This is a genomic window from Proteus vulgaris (genome assembly GCF_033708015.1).
In the GTDB taxonomy this organism is placed as follows: Bacteria; Pseudomonadota; Gammaproteobacteria; order Enterobacterales; family Enterobacteriaceae; genus Proteus.
Genome location: NZ_CP137920.1, coordinates 3,088,368 through 3,106,836, shown reverse-complemented (window position 1 = coordinate 3,106,836; position 18,469 = coordinate 3,088,368). Strand labels below are relative to the sequence as shown.

Annotated in this window: 17 protein-coding genes; 8 read left to right on the top strand and 9 right to left on the bottom strand. The window is 39.7% G+C overall.

Going from position 1 to position 18,469, the window contains the following annotated elements; genetic code table 11:
- Nucleotides 1-5 precede the first annotated feature (5 nt).
- The 9 genes from tssC to SB028_RS14760 form a co-directional block, all read right to left on the bottom strand.
- Nucleotides 6-1,553, bottom strand: coding sequence for a type VI secretion system contractile sheath large subunit (tssC, locus tag SB028_RS14800; protein WP_139151974.1), 1,548 nt, complete (start codon nucleotides 1,551-1,553; stop codon nucleotides 6-8).
- Nucleotides 1,554-1,576: 23 nt separating this feature from the next.
- The gene (tssB, locus tag SB028_RS14795) at nucleotides 1,577-2,074 is read right to left on the bottom strand and encodes a type VI secretion system contractile sheath small subunit (RefSeq protein WP_069367626.1); all 498 of its coding nucleotides are present in this window, start codon (nucleotides 2,072-2,074) and stop codon (nucleotides 1,577-1,579) included.
- Between the two features lie 1,040 nt (nucleotides 2,075-3,114).
- On the bottom strand, nucleotides 3,115-3,696 hold the full coding sequence (locus tag SB028_RS14790; RefSeq protein ID WP_069367627.1) for a DJ-1/PfpI family protein: 582 nt from the start codon (nucleotides 3,694-3,696) through the stop codon (nucleotides 3,115-3,117).
- Nucleotides 3,697-3,701: 5 nt separating this feature from the next.
- Nucleotides 3,702-4,343, bottom strand: a complete 642-nt coding sequence (locus tag SB028_RS14785) for a bifunctional 4-hydroxy-2-oxoglutarate aldolase/2-dehydro-3-deoxy-phosphogluconate aldolase (RefSeq protein ID WP_069367628.1) — start codon at nucleotides 4,341-4,343, stop codon at nucleotides 3,702-3,704.
- Nucleotides 4,324-5,295 carry a sugar kinase gene (locus SB028_RS14780; RefSeq protein WP_069367629.1) on the bottom strand — a complete coding sequence of 324 codons (972 nt, stop codon included), beginning with the start codon at nucleotides 5,293-5,295 and terminating at the stop codon, nucleotides 4,324-4,326. Before SB028_RS14780 ends, SB028_RS14785 begins: the two co-directional genes overlap by 20 nt.
- Nucleotides 5,292-6,146: a tagatose bisphosphate family class II aldolase gene (locus tag SB028_RS14775; RefSeq protein ID WP_069367630.1), complete on the bottom strand. Its 855-nt coding sequence runs from the start codon at nucleotides 6,144-6,146 to the stop codon at nucleotides 5,292-5,294. The genes SB028_RS14780 and SB028_RS14775 overlap by 4 nt, the downstream gene beginning before the upstream one ends.
- Before the next feature lie 114 nt (nucleotides 6,147-6,260).
- Nucleotides 6,261-7,736, bottom strand: coding sequence for a DUF2264 domain-containing protein (locus tag SB028_RS14770; protein WP_069367631.1), 1,476 nt, complete (start codon nucleotides 7,734-7,736; stop codon nucleotides 6,261-6,263).
- 54 nt (nucleotides 7,737-7,790) lie between these two features.
- The gene (locus SB028_RS14765) at nucleotides 7,791-9,401 is read right to left on the bottom strand and encodes a sulfatase (protein WP_069367632.1); all 1,611 of its coding nucleotides are present in this window, start codon (nucleotides 9,399-9,401) and stop codon (nucleotides 7,791-7,793) included.
- A 39-nt stretch (nucleotides 9,402-9,440) separates the two neighbouring features.
- A complete protein-coding gene (locus tag SB028_RS14760) occupies nucleotides 9,441-10,676 on the bottom strand; it encodes an anaerobic sulfatase maturase (protein ID WP_069367633.1) in 1,236 nt (411 codons plus the stop codon).
- A gap of 534 nt (nucleotides 10,677-11,210) precedes the next feature.
- Here SB028_RS14760 and agaR point away from each other — a divergent pair.
- The 8 genes from agaR to nagA all read left to right on the top strand — a co-directional run bounded on the left by agaR (nucleotide 11,211) and on the right by nagA (nucleotide 18,442).
- Complete coding sequence (gene agaR / locus SB028_RS14755) at nucleotides 11,211-11,990, top strand: transcriptional repressor AgaR (RefSeq protein WP_036912386.1); 780 nt, start codon at nucleotides 11,211-11,213, stop codon at nucleotides 11,988-11,990.
- 53 nt (nucleotides 11,991-12,043) lie between these two features.
- A complete protein-coding gene (kbaZ, locus tag SB028_RS14750; RefSeq protein WP_069367634.1) occupies nucleotides 12,044-13,324 on the top strand; it encodes a tagatose-bisphosphate aldolase subunit KbaZ in 1,281 nt (426 codons plus the stop codon).
- A gap of 13 nt (nucleotides 13,325-13,337) precedes the next feature.
- Nucleotides 13,338-14,528: an SIS domain-containing protein gene (locus SB028_RS14745; protein ID WP_069367635.1), complete on the top strand. Its 1,191-nt coding sequence runs from the start codon at nucleotides 13,338-13,340 to the stop codon at nucleotides 14,526-14,528.
- A 24-nt stretch (nucleotides 14,529-14,552) separates the two neighbouring features.
- On the top strand, nucleotides 14,553-15,047 hold the full coding sequence (gene agaV / locus SB028_RS14740; protein ID WP_069367636.1) for a PTS N-acetylgalactosamine transporter subunit IIB: 495 nt from the start codon (nucleotides 14,553-14,555) through the stop codon (nucleotides 15,045-15,047).
- 47 nt (nucleotides 15,048-15,094) lie between these two features.
- Nucleotides 15,095-15,862, top strand: a complete 768-nt coding sequence (gene agaW, locus SB028_RS14735) for a PTS N-acetylgalactosamine transporter subunit IIC (protein WP_069367637.1) — start codon at nucleotides 15,095-15,097, stop codon at nucleotides 15,860-15,862.
- Nucleotides 15,852-16,742 (top strand): PTS system mannose/fructose/sorbose family transporter subunit IID, encoded by an 891-nt coding sequence (locus tag SB028_RS14730; RefSeq protein WP_069367638.1) that lies wholly within the window; start codon nucleotides 15,852-15,854, stop codon nucleotides 16,740-16,742. Before agaW ends, SB028_RS14730 begins: the two co-directional genes overlap by 11 nt.
- Nucleotides 16,743-16,841: 99 nt before the next feature.
- Complete coding sequence (gene agaF, locus SB028_RS14725) at nucleotides 16,842-17,276, top strand: PTS galactosamine/N-acetylgalactosamine transporter subunit IIA (protein WP_069367639.1); 435 nt, start codon at nucleotides 16,842-16,844, stop codon at nucleotides 17,274-17,276.
- Nucleotides 17,273-18,442, top strand: a complete 1,170-nt coding sequence (gene nagA, locus SB028_RS14720; protein ID WP_069367640.1) for an N-acetylglucosamine-6-phosphate deacetylase — start codon at nucleotides 17,273-17,275, stop codon at nucleotides 18,440-18,442. The genes agaF and nagA overlap by 4 nt, the downstream gene beginning before the upstream one ends.
- Nucleotides 18,443-18,469: the final 27 nt, after the last annotated feature.

Sequence of the window (18,469 nt, the reverse complement as noted above, 5' to 3'; positions counted from 1 at the left end):
TCACCTTATGCTTTCGCTTTTGGCATTTGAGATACTAACGAGAGATCTACATCCATTCCTTCGACTTGGAAGTGTGGAACGGCATACAGTTTCACTCTGAAAAAGCCTGGGTTATCTTCAATATCTTCCACCACTACTTTTGCATCGCGAAGTGGGTGAGAGGCTTGTAAATCATCACTTGGATCGGTCATTTCGGTCACTAAACTACGAACCCAATTATTTAACTCAAGCTCTAATAAGCGACGATCTTTTGTGGTACCAATATTTTCACGCTGAATTAATTTCAGATAGTGAGCAATTCGCGAAAGAAGGAAAATATACGGTAAACGCGAATTGATACGGCTATTCGCAGTTGCATCGGCGGTTTCATAAATAGCGGGCTTTTGCGCTGAGTTTGCAGAGAAGAAACAAGAGTAATCACGGTTTTTATAGTAAGACAGTGGAATAAAACCGAGGTTGGCAAATTCAAATTCTCGAGTTTCGGGGATCATGACTTCAGATGGAATTTTAACCTGACTCCCAGTGCCTAAATCATAAAGATGAATAGGTAAATCTTTTACAGCACCACCTGCTTGAGGACCGCGAATTTGTACACACCAGCCATTGTTAATAAAGCTTTTAACCATGTTAGCAGCAAAAGCAAAAGTTGCGTTTGTCCACAAATATTTCTCGTGATCTGGACCTTTTACTTCTTCAATATAATTAAAACTACGTACAGGGATAGTGTCTGGACCATAAGGGAGACGACCTAAAACGCGAGGCATCGTCAAACCAATATAGCGGGCATCATCAGAATCGCGGAAAGATTTCCATTTAATGTATTCGGCACGATCGAAGTAGTTGCTGATATCTTTAATAGCCGCAACTTCTTCCATCGAATTTTTACCAAAGAAAGCGGGGCCAACAGAGCCAACAAATGGCATGTGAGCTGAAGCTGAAATTTTTGCAATGTTACGTAATAACGCAATATCTTGAGGGCTGCGATCAAATTCATAGTTCGAAATAATCGCAGCAATAGGTTCACCACCAGGGGTATCATACTCTTCAATGTAGGTATGGTGATAAAGACCACTTTGAATTGTCTCTGGGCAATCTTCAAAATCTTGGCGTAAATCATCTTTGGCAATATCTAACAATTCGATTTTTACATTTTGACGAAAGTCAGTACGATCAACTAAGAATTTTAATCCACGCCATGCCGATTCAATTTTTTGAAAATCCGCGTGATGCATGACTTCATCAAGCTGCTCACTAATTTGTCTATCTAAATCCGCAATATGATGGTCGAGTAGATTCCTATCTAAACGTTCAACTTTTTGACCCGAAGATTTCAAACGGTCGAGAAAGACTTGAACAGCAACAGTAACGCGCTCATTTGCTGTTGCATCTGCCAGCGCACTGTTATCTTGGAAGATATTAATATCACTTACCTGAGAAACAGGTGTGAGGTTGATTTTTTCAAACAGTGAGGCGTAAACACCGCTATTCGCTGGCTCATCAAGTACAGTTGTTGTACTTTTTGAAATACTTTCGCTATTAACTGACATAAGCATAATCCTGTAATGATAAAATCCAATTAGTCTTTTTTCGGTGCAAGTTGAGATAATTCCTCGCGTAACTCATCACTTAATGCAGGATCTTTAAGGATATTTTCGAGTTCACGGCGAAAAGTGATGTTATCAAGGAGGTTAGATTTCAAGTCACGTAAGAGATTACGCATTGCCAGCATGGCGCGTAATTGAGGGATCTGGCGAGCAACTTGCTCTGGCTCAAAATCAGCCATTTCTTTAAACGATAGTTTGATACTCTCTTCAGTACCATCATTGGCTAATGTATTTTTTACGGTAAGATTGACGGACGGAGAGAATTCGGTAAGTACACTGTTGAAGTTATTTTTATTTATATTGACCTTTTCTCTTTCTGAAAGAACACGCTTATCTTTTCCATTGCTGTAGTCACCGATAGCCAAAAGTTTTAATGGCAATTCCACTTTCTTCTGTGCGCCACCTGTATGTAAGTCAAGCTTTATATTGACCCGAGCTTTAGGAACTTCATTTTGAAAACTATCAGACATAATAAATTCCTTGTATTAAAACGAATAAAAGATCACTTGAGAGTGGAATAAAAATAATCTCACAGTCAGGAGACTTAATTTAATGTAATTAATCTTATATTAAATAAAATTAAATAAATCAATTTATCTTTATATTTTTAGGAAGTATCTCTAAAAAATAAATGTAATGAAAATAAGTTATCAGAGATCAATATAGTGGTATATATTATTTAATAATCAAAATAAGAATGTTATCAATATATTATTAATATTTTAGATGATGTTTTTTTATATCATTTTCATTTCATTGTGTTGGTTGGTATATATACATATAAAATACTCTTATTGATTGTGTTTTGTTATCATAATGTTTTTTTATGAAATGATATCTTGGATAAAAGAAATAGAAGAAATTTGGCTATATGACGTGTATGAATAGTGAACAATAAGAGTAAAGTTATGACGTTTTCTATTAAGTATAAATACGCAATTTTCTAAGTAAAAATAAATAATAATATAGTAATATCTTATCATCTTTATTATTTCTATATTTTAATTAGTTATATAAAAATAACAGGTTGTTCTTTTTTGGCATTTTTTCTTATTAATATTTTTTAATAAGATAATGCAATGATTTTTTATTTATTATAGAGATTATATTTTCTTTATTTCTAAAAATGAAAAACTATTAATTTAGAAATAAAGAACTTCTAGAGAGACTCATAACATGATGGTGATATCTTTTTGATTATTTAATATATTTTTTATTCTCTTATAATAAGTATTTTTACTTTTTTTTTCGACGAGCACAGTAAAGGATTATAAGGGGCAATAGTACACAAGTATTAATTAATAATAACGTTAAGTCATTCATTTTCTGTATCTGATAGATTTTATCAAGCAGAAGAAAACATCCAAAAAGGTTAAGTTCAAACTATAATGGGGGGGGACGATTATTTATTGATAAGTAATTGAATTTATGTTTTTTATAACCCACCTCGATAATTAATTTATTAAGGTGGGTTATTTTTTATTTTTATCGCTAATAGTAATTAATTGGGTTATTTTAGGTAATCTAAAGGCCAGTGTTTGAAATAAATATGATTAGCTTGCCAGTCTACTTTTTCTGTATTATCGCTTAATAAATGGCGAGCCACCGTAAAGGCAAATTCAAAACTCACACCTAATCCTTTTGCACTGATAAACTTTCCATCAACAACTACATCTTGATCAAGGTAATGACCATCATCATACTTATCAGCAAGTTTATCGCCAGTACTGTAATTACGACCTTCAAGAAGATGATGTGCCGCTAATACTTTTGCTCCAGAAGAGCACAGTGCACAAATATATTTATCTTCAGCAATATGGCGTTTAATAAATTGAATAACTTGCTTGTTAGCGCATAAACGATCAGTACCTTTAGGACCGCCCGGCATCATTATTGCATCGTAACTGTGTGAGAATTTATCTGTTAATAGATAGTCGGCACTGATTTTCGTTTCAAAATAGGTATTTAATACCAAAGTATCCATGCAAGAAAGTACATCGACATGAATATCAAGACGGCGCATGATATCAATAAAAACAACAGCTTCGCCTTCTTCAAATCCATCAGCTAATAAAACGGCAACCTGTTTCATTTTATTTATTCCTTATGCGTTTTTAGTAATGAGTGGATACTTTGAATATGATTAACAATGGTCTCTTTATCTTGTTTATCAATCGTATCTGCGGTGGCAATCCAACTTCCTCCGCAAGCAACAACTTGTGGAATAGCAAGATAATCACTCACGTTATTTAAACTAATTCCACCTGTTGGCATAAATTGGACTTGAGCGTAAGGTGACGCTAAGGCTTTTAGCATTTTTACACCACCAGAGGCTTCTGCGGGGAAGAATTTAAGTAAGGTTAAGCCTTTTTCAAGTGCAATCTCGATTTGGCTTGGATTGTTAATACCCGGTACAATATCAATGCCATTATTAAGGCAGTAATCAACGGTACTTGGGTTGTAGCCCGGAGAAATAACAAAGCGAGCTCCTGCTTCTTTTGCCATATCTGCTTGTTGTGCAGTCAATACTGTTCCTGCGCATAATATTAGCTCTGGGAAGTGTTCATGCATGAGTTTTATGGCTTTGGCTGCTGCTGGTGTACGAAAGGTAATTTCGGCAACAGGTAATTGATTTTGGGTTAGAATTTCACCCAGCCAAATTGCATCTTCAGCGCGATTAATTTGGATCACGGGGATCACTTTCAGTGATGAAAGAGTATCAACAATTGACTGTGTCATGGTTATCCTTGATGAGTGTGTAGAATGAATCCGTAATTTCATGAGGAATGATGGCGCCATGGTGTTGAATGACGAGCCCCGCTAAGGTGTTTCCCCACAAACAGCAGGTAGGTAGGCTGTGATGTTGTAGCCAAGCAGCAATAAAAGCCGCATTAAAAGAGTCACCTGCGGCGGTAGTATCAATAACAGAATTAATGGGTTTGGGAGAAACATAGCCCGTATTTTTGCCATCAGACCAATAAGCGCCATTTACACCTAATTTGATAATCACATTTTGATTACCCCATTGATGAAGGCGTTGTGCTATGTCTTGTTCAGTCAACGCGGGTTGTTGCCAAAGTATTTGTTCATCATCACCAGTGACTAAAGCAATATCACTAATACTATATAGCTTCTCAAACCACTCTTGTGCATGAGGTATTGAATCCCATAAACGTGGTCGATAATTTGAATCGACAATTAGGGTGAACCCTCGTTGTTTAAGGCGGGTTAATTGCGCGAGTAGTGCTTCTTTACCTTCTGGCGTTAAAATAGCAAGAGAAATACCGCTAAGATAAATCACACTATTATCAGGCAGTGCATTGAGATGTGCGGCAAAACGATTATCAGTTGTCATATAACGAGCTGCTGCATCATTACGCCAATAGTGGAAACTACGCTCACCGCAAGCATCAATTTCAATGGCATATAGGCCAGGGAGTTTATCGGGAATAGTAATAACAGATTGGCAGTTGATCCCTTCATCTTCCCATGCTTTTTGCATTAAGGCACTGTAAGTATCCGTGCCTAAACCTGTCATATAGTGGGGATGTAATGAAGGGATGAGTCGTGATAAATAGAGCGCGGTATTTAACGTATCACCACCAAAACGTTGTTGTTGCGGTAAAAAAGGTTGACCACTTAGCTCTATCATACATTCGCCAATAATGGCGACAGTTTTGTTTATCTTCACAGTTTCCCATCACTTTTACAGACACGAATTTTATCTGCAACCACAGCTTTCATTGCGGCTTTGCCCGGAACAAGGTAATGACGAGGATCACTTGCATCAGGGTTATCCAAGAAGTATTGCTTAATTGCGTTAGAGAACGCTATTTTCAGCTCAGTTGCGACGTTAACTTTGCAAATACCTAAATCGATACAATGTTGTACATCTGCATCAGGAATACCCGATGCGCCATGAAGAACTAAAGGAATATCCGTTTTTTGGCGAATAATCGCTAAGCGATCAAAATCGAGATGAGGTTCATGTTTGTACATACCATGCGCTGTACCAATAGCAACAGCTAATGAGTCAATCCCCGTTGCTTTGATAAATTGTACCGCTGAATCAGGATCGGTGAATAGTGCATCTTTTGTATCAACAATAAGATCATCTTCTTGCCCACCAAGGCGACCCAACTCAGCTTCTACCGTGCAATCCCAATGATGGCAGAAATTAACCACTTCTTTGACGATGCGAATATTTTCTTCAAAATGAAAATGGGAGGCATCGATCATAGCGGATCGGACACCTGAAATGACTTTATGGCATATATCAGGGATCTCTTCGTGGTGATCTAGATGTAGAGCAACCGGGATACGATATTGCTCTGCCGCCTGCTGACAAATAGAGATCAAATAATCACTACCTGCATAAGCAAACGTGCTCGGTGTACCCGCTAAGATCACCGGTGATGCCATTTCAGCAGCTGTTTCCATCACAACTTGAATGGTTTCCAAGTTATGAATATTAAAAGCAGGCACAGCATAATTTTCACGCTGTGCTTTATTGAGCATATTACGAGTAGAAACCAGATACATGTTTGCCTCTCATCTTTCGTTTAATTACGAAACATAATAAACGAAAGAAATAGAAAGGTAAAAGATCTAAATCACATTTTTATTTCCTTCGCACTGAAAGCAAATGAAAGATGATTAGAAAAAATGCGCCATTTTAGAGCTATAACTGGTGATCCCTTTGCGTAATAAATTATTTTTCGGTCGCCTGGACTGCCCTATCACGGTTTCAGCAACTTTTTGTGCTAAGGTCTGTTTTTCTAAACGGCGGGTCAATGGTGTTTGCTGCGTTGTATAATTTTCGCAAAAAATGACGTTTACCTCTTGTGTTGCTTTCACACCAGTCACTAAAGCTTGAATGGCAGGGATTTCGAAACGAAAGTTATCTTTTTCAATCGGTAAAGGAAGTGAAGGTGTTTGCCATAAGTTGATACGATCAGCACAATAAAGCGCAATAATTACGGCACGCAATGACCAAAAACTACTGGCAGGTCCACTGTAGTTATCAACCAAACGAGGATCGTGAGTAAATAAGCCTTGAGTGGGGGCGCCATTTTTTAATGCACCTTGAGAAATAAAATAACGCAAACTCCTTTCAAACGCGCGTTTTGCCTCGCCCACTTTTACTGAAGGACAATGTAAATCGACACCTGCTAATAATGGCGCAGAAACCGCAAGGCGATAGCAGGCACTGCGACCAAAGAAAGGAATACCTTTTGGCGTCATAAAATAAAGGTAATGTTGATTAAAGGTATTAAGTGATTGAGTAATAAATGTTGTATCAAATTGAGGATCAATTTGCGTTAACCAATACAATGAATAGTAAAATCCCCACGCATTGTAATAATCATAGTTACCTTTTGCCCCATCACGAAACCATCCATCACCAACATAAAACTCTTTTAGTCGTTCATAGCGCCAATGGGCAATAGTGTCTTTTCCTGTGAGTGCTTTAATGACAAATTGGACGGTGAGAGGGAAGAAATGCCAATTATTATCAACAATTTCGCAGTGATTAACTTGTTCGAACCAAGTCATGATTTGTTGTTGTATGGCAGGTGTTAATGTATTCCACACCCATTCACGGCTGATCCAAAGAGTAAGCGCTAAATCAGAGGCTTCACAAATGCGTTGATCGTAATCTTCAAGCTTTCCCCAATATCCTTTATGAAGTGGATCTGTGCCATGAATAAAGCTTTGTTTGATGATTAAAGGTAAGTTGAAAGCTTGATGATTTAATCCCATCAACGTACTTTTTTTGCTGCTAACTATCCATGCGGCAAGTAGAGGAAGTACTCGGCTAACACCTTCAAGCGCATCCGTTCTTGCCGTTTGTTGTCCTGGGCTTCCGGGATAATAAGCATGAGAGTAACCCCAGACTTGGTAATGATGAAAAGCCTGTGTGACATACTGTGTCAGCATTTCACATAAAGAGAAAAGTGACTGGTTTTCATCATTAAAAAAATCAGTGATCGTTTTATCATAGCGACGATAAGCTGATTTTCTGACTAATCGTCGAATGATATTTTCCTTAAATAAGCGTTGGTAGATTTCTACGTTTGGGTGCTCATAAGGGAGTTTGGGTCGTGCTGAAGATGCAATTTCAATAGCCATTTTCGTATCTCAGAAAAAAGACGCATCCTTGCGAAACAAAACGGAAGTTGAATATTAAGGTTTTGCAGAATCCACAAGTATTTGATAGTGATCTTGTCCCCAAACAACGGGCTTGGGCTTATCTTTGATCCACTGGTAATACGCATTTTTTAGCTCTGCCACTTTTTGTGGATTTTGTTTAGCAAGATTGACTGATTCAGACGGATCTTTTTTATCGTTAAATAGGTGAGGTTGATTTTTCCCATCATCATAAAAATAGAGCGCCCATTCACCATCACGTACAGCCCAAGCACCTTTAGAGAGTTTTTCTAAGTTAGGATTCGTAGGCGGTGTTTTACGTTGATAGGTTATCCATTGGTGATATCCGTGCCAAAATTCTTGGTTTTCTTCACTGTAATGTTTCGTGCCAGGACCTGCCCAATAAAGATAGTTGTGAGGGGACTTTGCGGTTTCGCCTTTAAGCAAAGGCATGATGTTTTTCCCTTCAACGTTAAGATTGTCAGGGATCGCAATACCCGCTGTTTGTAGCGCTGTGGGTAAAATATCGAGTGCGGAGATCATCTCATCACTTTTTGTGCCTGCTGGAATAGTACCGGGTTGATAAGCAATAAAAGGTACTCTAACGCCACCATTAAACATTTGTCCTTTAAAGCCTCGATCCATTGCATTCATTGGCATAGGGGATTCATTAACCGCGCCATTATCGGATAAGAAAAAGATCAGGGTATTTTCTAGCTCACCGTTTGCTTTTAGTTTTGCAATAATTTGACCAATACCTTCATCTGCTGCATTTAATGCCGCAAAGTATTTATCTGCTTCAACATTACCTGTATCAAATTTCTCCATGTATTTAGCTGGTGAGGCTTGTTCTAATGGAATATGAGGAACGCTATAAGAGAGATTAATAAAGAAGGGTTTATCTTTATGTTGATCGATAAATTTTAATGTCTCATCTGTTAAAAGATGCGTGGTATAGCCTGGGGCAGGAACATTGACACCATTACGCCAAAATGCAGGTGAATTCCATAAAGCGACGCCGGATGCGTAATAACTAAAGTCGTAATCGAACCCACGTTCATGAGGAGCATAACCTGCTTCTGGTGTTGAGATCATATTGTCGTGATAATCACGGGTCTGCTTATTTTCATTAATCTTGGGTTTGCGGATCACTTTTGCATTATGCCATTTACCGATACTGGCGGTGGCGTAGCCATTTTCTTGGAAAAGTGAAGGTAATAGCTTGATATCTTGTGGAATGCCTAAAATAGCATCGTCATTACTGTAAGTACCAAAGCTTGCTGGAGAGCGTCCAGTAAAGATACCCGCTCGAGAAGGGCCACAAACAGGATGAGCAACAAATGCATTGGTCATTTTTGCACCATTTTGAGCCATTTCACTGACATTGGGCATTGCAATGCGCGCAGCTTCTACCATTTTATTGATATCGCCTTCATAACGTGGCGGTGTAGAGCGTTGCGCTAATGCATCAACATCTAAGGTATCCAGTACAAAATCAAGTTGCCCTGTGCCTAAATCATCCATCACTATCAGTAAAATATTCGGTTTTTCAGGTGTACCACCTGCATTAGCAGATATTGGGATGTTTAAACACGATGCAGCAATGATCCCTGCGAGTAAGCTTTTTTTAACAGAAGGTAAGATCACGGATTGTCTCCAAAACAAACAAGATAAAATAAAAAAGGGTTACTTTAGGTAGTTTTTTTTCATCGCAGGAAGCGCATCACTCGCGAGGCCTCCTCGTGAAATGGCTTGTTGCATTAGTTGCATACCTATCGCTGTATGATGAAATATTTTTTTATAAGAGCGGCACAGGTAGTTATGACGATGTTTCTCGCCTTCAATGGCAATAATGCGATGTTTAGGACAACCGCCATAACATAAGCTTTGCACTTCACACTGTTTGCAAAGACTCGTTTGTTTATCATATTTATTTTGACCGAAACGCTGTTGCTGTTTTGAAGTGGCTAAATGAGCAAGGCTATTTTGATGGATATTACCCAAATTATTCGCGGGATAGACATAGTGATCGCAAGAATAAACATCACCATTGGCTTCAATGATCAATGCTTGCCCACAGGTTTTAGATTGAATACAGGTTGATGCGGGATATCCCATCCACGTACCTAATAAACTATCAAATAGGCGAATATATATTTTCCCGATATCGCCTTGTCTTATCCATTCATCAAATACTTCAGTGATAAATTGTCCGTAGCCTTCAGCAGGGACAGAAAATGGCGCTAATTGTGCATTGGGACCCGGAGCATAATGTCCTCCATGAGTATGAGGAAAGCGCCTATCAACTTCGACAATAGGAATAAATTGAAAGAAGGTTGAACCCAACTCTTTTAAGGCTTGGTAAGTCTCTTTTCCTTTATTCCAGTTTTGGTCATTAATAACAGTGAGTGTGTTAAATTCAACGCCATATTCATTGAGTAGCTTAATTGCTCGCTTTACTCGTTCAAAAGTCGGGCTGCCATTCACTGATATACGATATTTATCGTGAACGGCTTCAATGCCATCAATTGAAACGCCTAATAGAAAGTGGTTATCAGCAAAAAATTGCGCCCATTGGCGATTAATGGCGATCGCATTGGTTTGCACACTGTTTGTGATTGTCTTGCCGTTAGCAAATTGTTTTTGGTACTTGACGACTTTTTCAAAGAAGGCGAGTCCAGCAAGCGTTGGTTCACCACCTTGCCAAGAAAAATCAACCTGATCTCCACTGTGTGACTGAATATAGTCTTTAATATAACGACGAAGTACACCATCTGGCATCACGGTATGACCCGTTTCTTTTGTCTCATCTTGAAAAATATTTTCTTTTTCCAGATAAAAGCAATATTCACATTTAATATTACAGTGGTAGCTTGTGGGTTTTGCCATCATATGAAAATAAACAGGTTGATTTAATGTCATTAGTCATTTCCTGAGTTTCTTTTTATCCTGTTACATTACGTAAAATTTATCAAAACAAAAGAGATTAAAATCACAAATACGAAATATCGAAAGTAAATGAAAGGTTTTTGCGAAAGGTTAATACGGTTTTTTTCGTTAAAAATACTTTCTATTCGATACTATTTCATATTCTATTGACTATTTGGGCTATTTCTTTTGATTTGTTTTTCGAAAATAAATGAATGTATTGAAACTTTAATCTGAACTTTGTGAAATGAAGCGAAATTAAATCTATATTATTGTGTTTTATCTAGCTATATGTGGTGTAATCATAAGTATAGCGTTGCGTTATATCATTTTATTTATTGGAAACTAGTGGCCTCAAGGTTATTATTGACGCTACACGAAAATAATCGTAAGCAATCGACAGTGATTCGAAACTTTGTGAAAGAGATCAAAAGTTTTGTTTTTTTGCATTGTCGGTAAAAATTGGCGTAGTAAACTATATTCGAAACCAATCGAAAGATATCGTTTTGGTTTCGTAAGGAGACGAAAGTGAAAGCGGCAGTTGAGAGGCGTATGGAAATCCTCGATATGGTAAACCAACAAGGTAAAGCCAGAGTCGAAGATCTCGCTGAATTATTTAAAGTCTCAAGTGTCACTATCCGCAGCGATCTAAGTTTTCTTGAGAAAAATGGTTATATCGTTCGCTCTCATGGTGCAGCAATTCCTAATACAGGATTTATTGCCGAATTGAGTATCCACGAAAAACGTGGACAAAATGCGGGTATAAAAACATTAATCGGGAAAGCTGCCGCAACGCTGATTAAGGATGGAGACACCGTCATTCTTGACTCGGGGACAACTACTCGCGAAATCGCGACACATTTGAAGTCGCGCGAAAATGTAGTGGTCATGACTAACGGTCTGGATGTCGCAATGGAGTTAGCAAATACCTCAGGTGTGGAAGTATTAATGACCGGTGGTGTATTGCGAAAAAGTGCGTTGTCTTTTTCAGGCTCACAAGCTGAAAATAGTCTTAGAAATTATCGTTTCGATAAGGTTTTTCTAGGCGTTGACGGATTCGATTTACGTGTTGGTATCACCACACACAATGAACAGGAAGCCAGTCTTAACCGTTTAATGTGTGATATCTCAGAAACGATTATTGCGGTTGCAGATTCTACGAAATTCAGTAAACGCAGCTGTCATATGATCAGAGAGTTTGGTGATATTGATATACTAGTGACCGATTCAGGTATTCCTGAGGAATATATTCAGGAACTGAAAGATCACAAAATTGAAGTCATTATCGTCGACGATAAGGCATCGTAATTTGCTAACTCCATTAGCAACACCGCCGGTGTTGATTATGGAGTTAGTATTTAATGCATCCTTTAGAAAAGATTGTTCAGCAACATAAATCGGGCAAACAGAATGGTATTTATTCTGTTTGTTCTGCCCATCCTTTAGTAATAGAAGCAGCTCTATTACAAGCGCTGGATAATGATTCCTTTCTGCTCATTGAAGCCACCTCTAATCAGGTTGATCAGTTTGGTGGTTATACAGGAATGACACCTTCTGACTTCTACCAATATGTTATCGAACAGGCGGAAAATGTCGGTTTTCCTATCGAGAAGCTTATTCTTGGTGGTGATCATTTAGGCCCTAATCGCTGGCAACATCTTAACGCCGAAAACGCGATGGCAAATGCAGATGTGTTGATTGCACACTATGTTGCCGCCGGTTTTAAGAAAATCCATCTTGATTGCAGTATGTCTTGTGCTGATGATCCCATTCCTTTAACGGATGAGATTGTGGCATCTCGTGCCGCTCGTCTTGCCGTGATTGCAGAAAATACGGCAAAAGAGACATTTGGTACAAGTGATATTGTTTATGTTGTTGGTACAGAAGTGCCCGTTCCTGGTGGTGCCGCTGAAGAACTCGATACTGTGGAAGTCACGTCACCTGATGCAGCACGCAAAACACTAGAGTGCCATCGTCAAGCTTTTCAAGATGTTGGAATTGGTGATTGTTGGGAACGCGTCATTGGTTTGGTTGTTCAACCTGGCGTTGAATTTGATCATACGGGGATCATTGATTATCAACAAGAAAAAGCGCAAGCATTAAGCCAAGTTGTCAATGATTATTCTCACCTCGTTTTCGAAGCCCATTCTACGGATTATCAAACTAAAGAAGCTTATAAACAGCTAGTTAACGATCATTTTGCCATTTTAAAAGTCGGACCCGCACTCACTTTTGCAATGCGTGAAGGTTTATACGCACTTTGCTCCATTGAAGAAACCTTATTCCCGCAGGAACAGTGCTCTAAATTACGTGAAAAAATGGAGCAGCTGATGTGTCGTGAGCCAGGTTTTTGGCAAAAATACTATCATGGTGATGAGCGTCAACAAGCCTTTGCTCGAGTATATAGTTTTAGTGATCGCATTCGCTATTACTGGCCTGATGCTGAAATTAATGCCGCCATTGACACGCTAATGAGTAACTTATCCGTTAAACCTATTCCATTACCATTATTGAGCCAATATCTGCCTTATCAATTTACTCAATTTAGAGAAGGCATGATTGATGGATCGCCGAGATCTTTTGTTATTGCAAAAATTCGTGATGTGTTATCGGTTTATGCCGATGCGTGCTATGTCCATTAATTGAGGGGAAACCATGGAATATTTAAGTTATCAGACCGCTCAATTGGAGCAACTGAATGCATTTTGGACTGCGAAAGAGATTGAGCAACAACCAGAGTGTTGGAAGAAAACATGGCAGTCAGTGAAAGAAAAACGTACTGACATTGAAACTTTTTTAAATAAAGCGCTCGCAGCACCTCATGCGCGAATTATTTTAACAGGCGCTGGCACATCAGCCTTTGCTGGCAAAGCATTAGCCCCTATTTTAAGTGGCCATATAAAACGTCGAGTAGATGCGATAGCAACAACGGATTTGGTAGCTGATCCACAAGAGTATTTAGCGGAAGACATCCCTACGTTATTAATTTCTTTTGCCCGCTCAGGTAATAGCCCTGAAAGTGTGGCGGCGTTAGATGTTGCAACTGAGTGTTTATCACAGTGTTATCACTTAGTGCTGACATGTAATGCCAATGGCAAGCTTTATGAGTACTGCCAAAATAATAGTAGTGCATTGGCATTGTTGATGCCCGAAGAATCCAATGACCGTTCTTTAGCAATGACCTCTAGCTTTTCATCCATGATGATGGCTGCTGTGACTATTTTCTTAGGTGATAACGTCTTTAGTGATTCTATCGTGCCCTTTTTTAGTCACTATAAGGCGCAGTTTAATAAAGCGAATCAAATTATTAGGGATAAATATGCGGGTAAGTTTAAACGGGTTATTTATCTAGGAAGTGGCGGATTGCAAGGATTAGCCCAAGAAGCTGCGTTAAAAATGTTGGAGCTTACCGCAGGCAAAGTCGTAGCTAGTTTTGATACTCCATTAGGCTTTCGGCACGGACCTAAGTCTATCGTAAATAAAGAAACTTTAGTGGTGATGTTTTTCTCTAATGATCCTTATACACGCCAATATGAGACCGACTTATTACGAGAGGTTATTCACGATAATGCATCAGGCAAGGTGATCGCGATCACCGCACGAAATGATAATTCTTTCTCACCTGAGAGTTTTGTTTATATTCCAGCGTTAGAGAACTGTTCTGATGTGGCGCTATTGTTCCCTTACTTGATGTTGGCGCAATCATTCGCATTTCACAGTTCCATTGCACTAGGGAATACGCCTGATAACCCGTCTCCGACAGGAGAAATCAACCGTGTTGTACAAGGCGTCACAATTTATCCGTTCTCACACAAAAAAGACGACACACAGTCTGTTTTAAATTAATAAAATATAATAAGAGAGCTAATCATGAACACACCGAATATTGTCTGGACCCGCATTGATGAACGTTTACTCCATGGTCAAATCCGCATTACATGGGGTAAACATACAGAAGCAAATCTGATTTTAGTGGCTAATGATGATGCAGCAGAAGGCCCTAATGCCGCATTTATGCAAGCAGGAATGAAAGCATCAGCGGGAGGTGAATACGCTGTTCGCTTCTTTTCAATTCAAAAAACAATTGATGTTATTAGTAAAGCATCTCCTCGTCAGAAAATTTTTGTTTTGTGTAATAACCCGAAAGATGTCGCCCGTTTAGTGGAAGGGGGGGTGCCCATTACTCACTGTAATGTTGGCAATATGCATTTTCATGAGGGGAAACGCCAAATTGCGAAAACCGTATCAGTCAATGATGCTGACATTGATGCGTTCAAAAGCCTTGTCGCAAATGGGGTGACTTGCACAATTCAAAACACTCCCGATCAGACACCTGTTGATGTGTTAGCGCTCGCATCAGCCTGATAATTTCCTGAATAAAAAATCTGCATTAGCAGGTTTGAGGATTATTTATGATTTTTGAAGCTTCTTTAGTGGCTTTATGGGCCTTCTTTTGCGGTATCGATAAGTATGACGTTGCATTAAATATTCATAGACCATTAATTACAGGTCCTGTCGTTGGCCTGATTATGGGTGATATGCAGGTTGGATTGATTGCGGGAGCAACATTAGAACTTGCTTGGTTAGGACTTGTACCTAATGCAGGCGCTCAGCCACCAGATGTCACACTAGGTACTATTGCAGCGGTTGCTTTTGCCGTAATGACAAATCAATCACCTGAAGTTGCGATGGGGATTGGTATGCCAATTGCCGTGTTAATGCAAATGTTGGTGATCGGCTTCTTTGCAATGACGGCTTTCACTATGGGTAAAGCGGATAGATACGCAGAAAGAGCTGATGCTGGTGGAGTATCGCGGCTACTGATTATCACGATCATTGTTCGCTCGTTACTTTATGCTTTAGTTGCCTTCGTAACGGTCTATTTTGGTGAACACGCGGCTCAGTGGATTGATGATAATACCCCGAAAGTGTTGCTTGAAGGTTTAGGTATTGGCGCGAAGATGGTTCCTGCTATTGGTTTCGCAATGTTGTTGAAAATCATGTGGTCAAAAGAAGTGGCTGGTGTGTTCTTCATTGGTTTCGTCATGACAACCTATTTAAAACTCCCAATTATGGCGGTCGCTATTTTAGGCGCATCAGCCGCTGCGCTCTACTTCTTCTTTAGTGGTAATAACAAAAATACAAGTCAGCAAAATGAGGATTTCGAAGATGGTATCTGATAATAGCACCGTATTGAAAACACAGGATAAACCAGAAACGGGTTCTTTGATTGATGGCATTGATGAGTATCAAGATACCACAATCAGAAAAGTGATTACGAAAGGTGATCTTTGGAAGTGTGCGTTCCGAGGCCTCTTTATGGAAGGCAACTTTAACTTTGAGCGTATGCAAGGTGGGGGATTTGCTTTCTCGATTATCCCGGCGCTAAAGAAAATTCATGGGAATAATAAACGTGACTATGCAACATCACTAAAAAACCATCTGCAATTTTTTAATGCCAGTCCTAAGCTGTTTACCTTTTTATTGGGTACAGCCGTTGCAATGGAAGAAAATAAAGAAAAACCATCGACGGTTAACGTGATGAAAGTCGCGGGAATGGGACCAACAGGAGGCATTGGTGACGCTATTGACCATATGACCTTAATGCCACTGACATTAGCATTAGGTGCTTCCATTGCAATGGAAGGTTCGATAGCAGGGCCTTTTGTTTTCTTCTTCTTATATCAAATTGTTCACTTTTTAGTGTATTTCGGGCTGATGTTTATGGGGTATCGCGCGGGCACTGCGGCGATGGTCAATATGAGTGATGCCACTGAAAAACTAGCTAAAGCCGCCAATATCATGGGGATTTTTGTTATCGGTGCGCTTAGTGCGACCTTTATTAAGGTACAAACCACCGCCTCGCTGGAGCTCGGAGGGAAAGTGGTTGAATTGCAAACCGCACTCTTTGACAAAATTATGCCGAATTTACTGCCTCTGTGCTTAGTTTTCCTAATGTACAAAATGGTGAAAAGTACGGGTTTTTGGGGTAAGCCTCCAGTATTGATTTTCTCAACGCTTGCATTTGGCGTTGTCGGTCACGTATTAGGATTCTTATAACAGAAAGCCTTTATCACAGTAGTTATTGTTAATCGAAATACATTATTAACTTGCTATAAACGGGCAGGAGAGTGTTCTGCTGCCCGCAAGGAGTCACTCATGATCGGTCTTATTGTTTCAGGGCATCTTAATTTTGCCTCTGGTATGGCATCAGCGGTAAAAGCGATTGCTGGAGAACAGGAAGATATCGCGTTTATTGATTTTGTTGAGTCAATTTCCCCTGATGAATTAGAAGAAAAAATGTGTGAAGCAATTGACTCAATGTCATGTCAGCAATATCTCTTTTTAACGGATTTACCTGGTGGCACCCCCTGTAATCGTGCAATGGCAATTATGATGCAAAACCCGGCTGTTGAAGTGCTAGCCGGTGTGAATTTACCAATGATTGTGAATGCCGCTTTTGAACGAGAGGGGGGTTCAGTGTCAGAGTTAGTGCAAACGTTGCGCGAAATAGGTCAAGAAAGTATCCAAGATATTCGTGAGCAGCTGGCGCAAATAGACAGTAATGATGTTGAAGAAGAAGACGGTTTATGAGTCAGCGATATGCCATTTTAGCAGATAGAACCTTTACACCAGAAGGTATTCGTTATCTTTGCTATGTCCATATTAAAGGCGATGTTATTGAATCAATTACCACACAAGCGCCAATAGATTGCCCCATTATTCGCCTAAAAGGGCGATCGTTATTGCCTGGATTTGTGGATATTCATATTCATGGACGTGAAGGTGCTGATGTAATGGATGCGACTCAGCAAGGGTTACAAACCATTGCGGATGCTTTAGTGAAGACGGGCGTTGTTGCATGGGTAGGTACAACGGTGACTGCGCCTATAGATGATATTCGCCTCGCATTATCACAAGTACGTGAGTTCTTATCAAAGCCACAAACATCCGGTGCGTTGTTGCTTGGGAGTTTTTTAGAAGGGCCTTATTTTACCGAACGTCATAGAGGTTCGCATCCGGTGAAATATCTAAAAGCACCCACAATATCAGAGCTAGAAACACTGCTTGAAAGTGCGGGTGACACACTATTGCGTGTTGCTGTTGCGCCAGAAGCTCAAGGTTCGATGGAAGCGATTGATTGGTTGGTCAATCGAGGTATTAAGCCTAGTGTGGCGCATACAGCGGCAACTTATGAACAAGCATCAGCTGCATTTTTACATGGCGCAGATTGTGGTGTGCACTTGTATAACGGTATGACGGGGCTTCATCATCGCGAGCCAGGATGTTGTGGTGCCGTGTTATATCACAATGTCTTGGCGGAATTGATCGCAGATGGCATTCATGTTCATCCCGTTATGATGCAATTAGCGTATCGCATGAAAGGCTACCAACAACTCGCTTTAATTACAGATTGCATGCGTGCGGGGGGATTACCTGATGGTGATTACACGCTGGGCGCTCAAACAGTGTGCGTCACCCAAGGTCAAGCAAAAACAGCCGATGGCTCGTTGGCTGGAAGTACTTGTAGCTTAGATAGTGCATTAAGAAATATGGTGCAACTCGCTCATGTCCCTGAGTGGGAAGCCGTGCAAATGGCGAGTGCGATCCCTGCCGAGTATCTCGGTATCGGCGATAAATTGGGTTATATCAAAGCGGGGCGAGAAGCCAGCTTTGCTGTGGTGGATGAGTGTTTTCATCTCACCGATACATTCATCAGAGGAAATCATATTTACTCTGTATCCGGGGAAAATGCATAGTTTTTCAGTTATGCACCCATCTGTAAA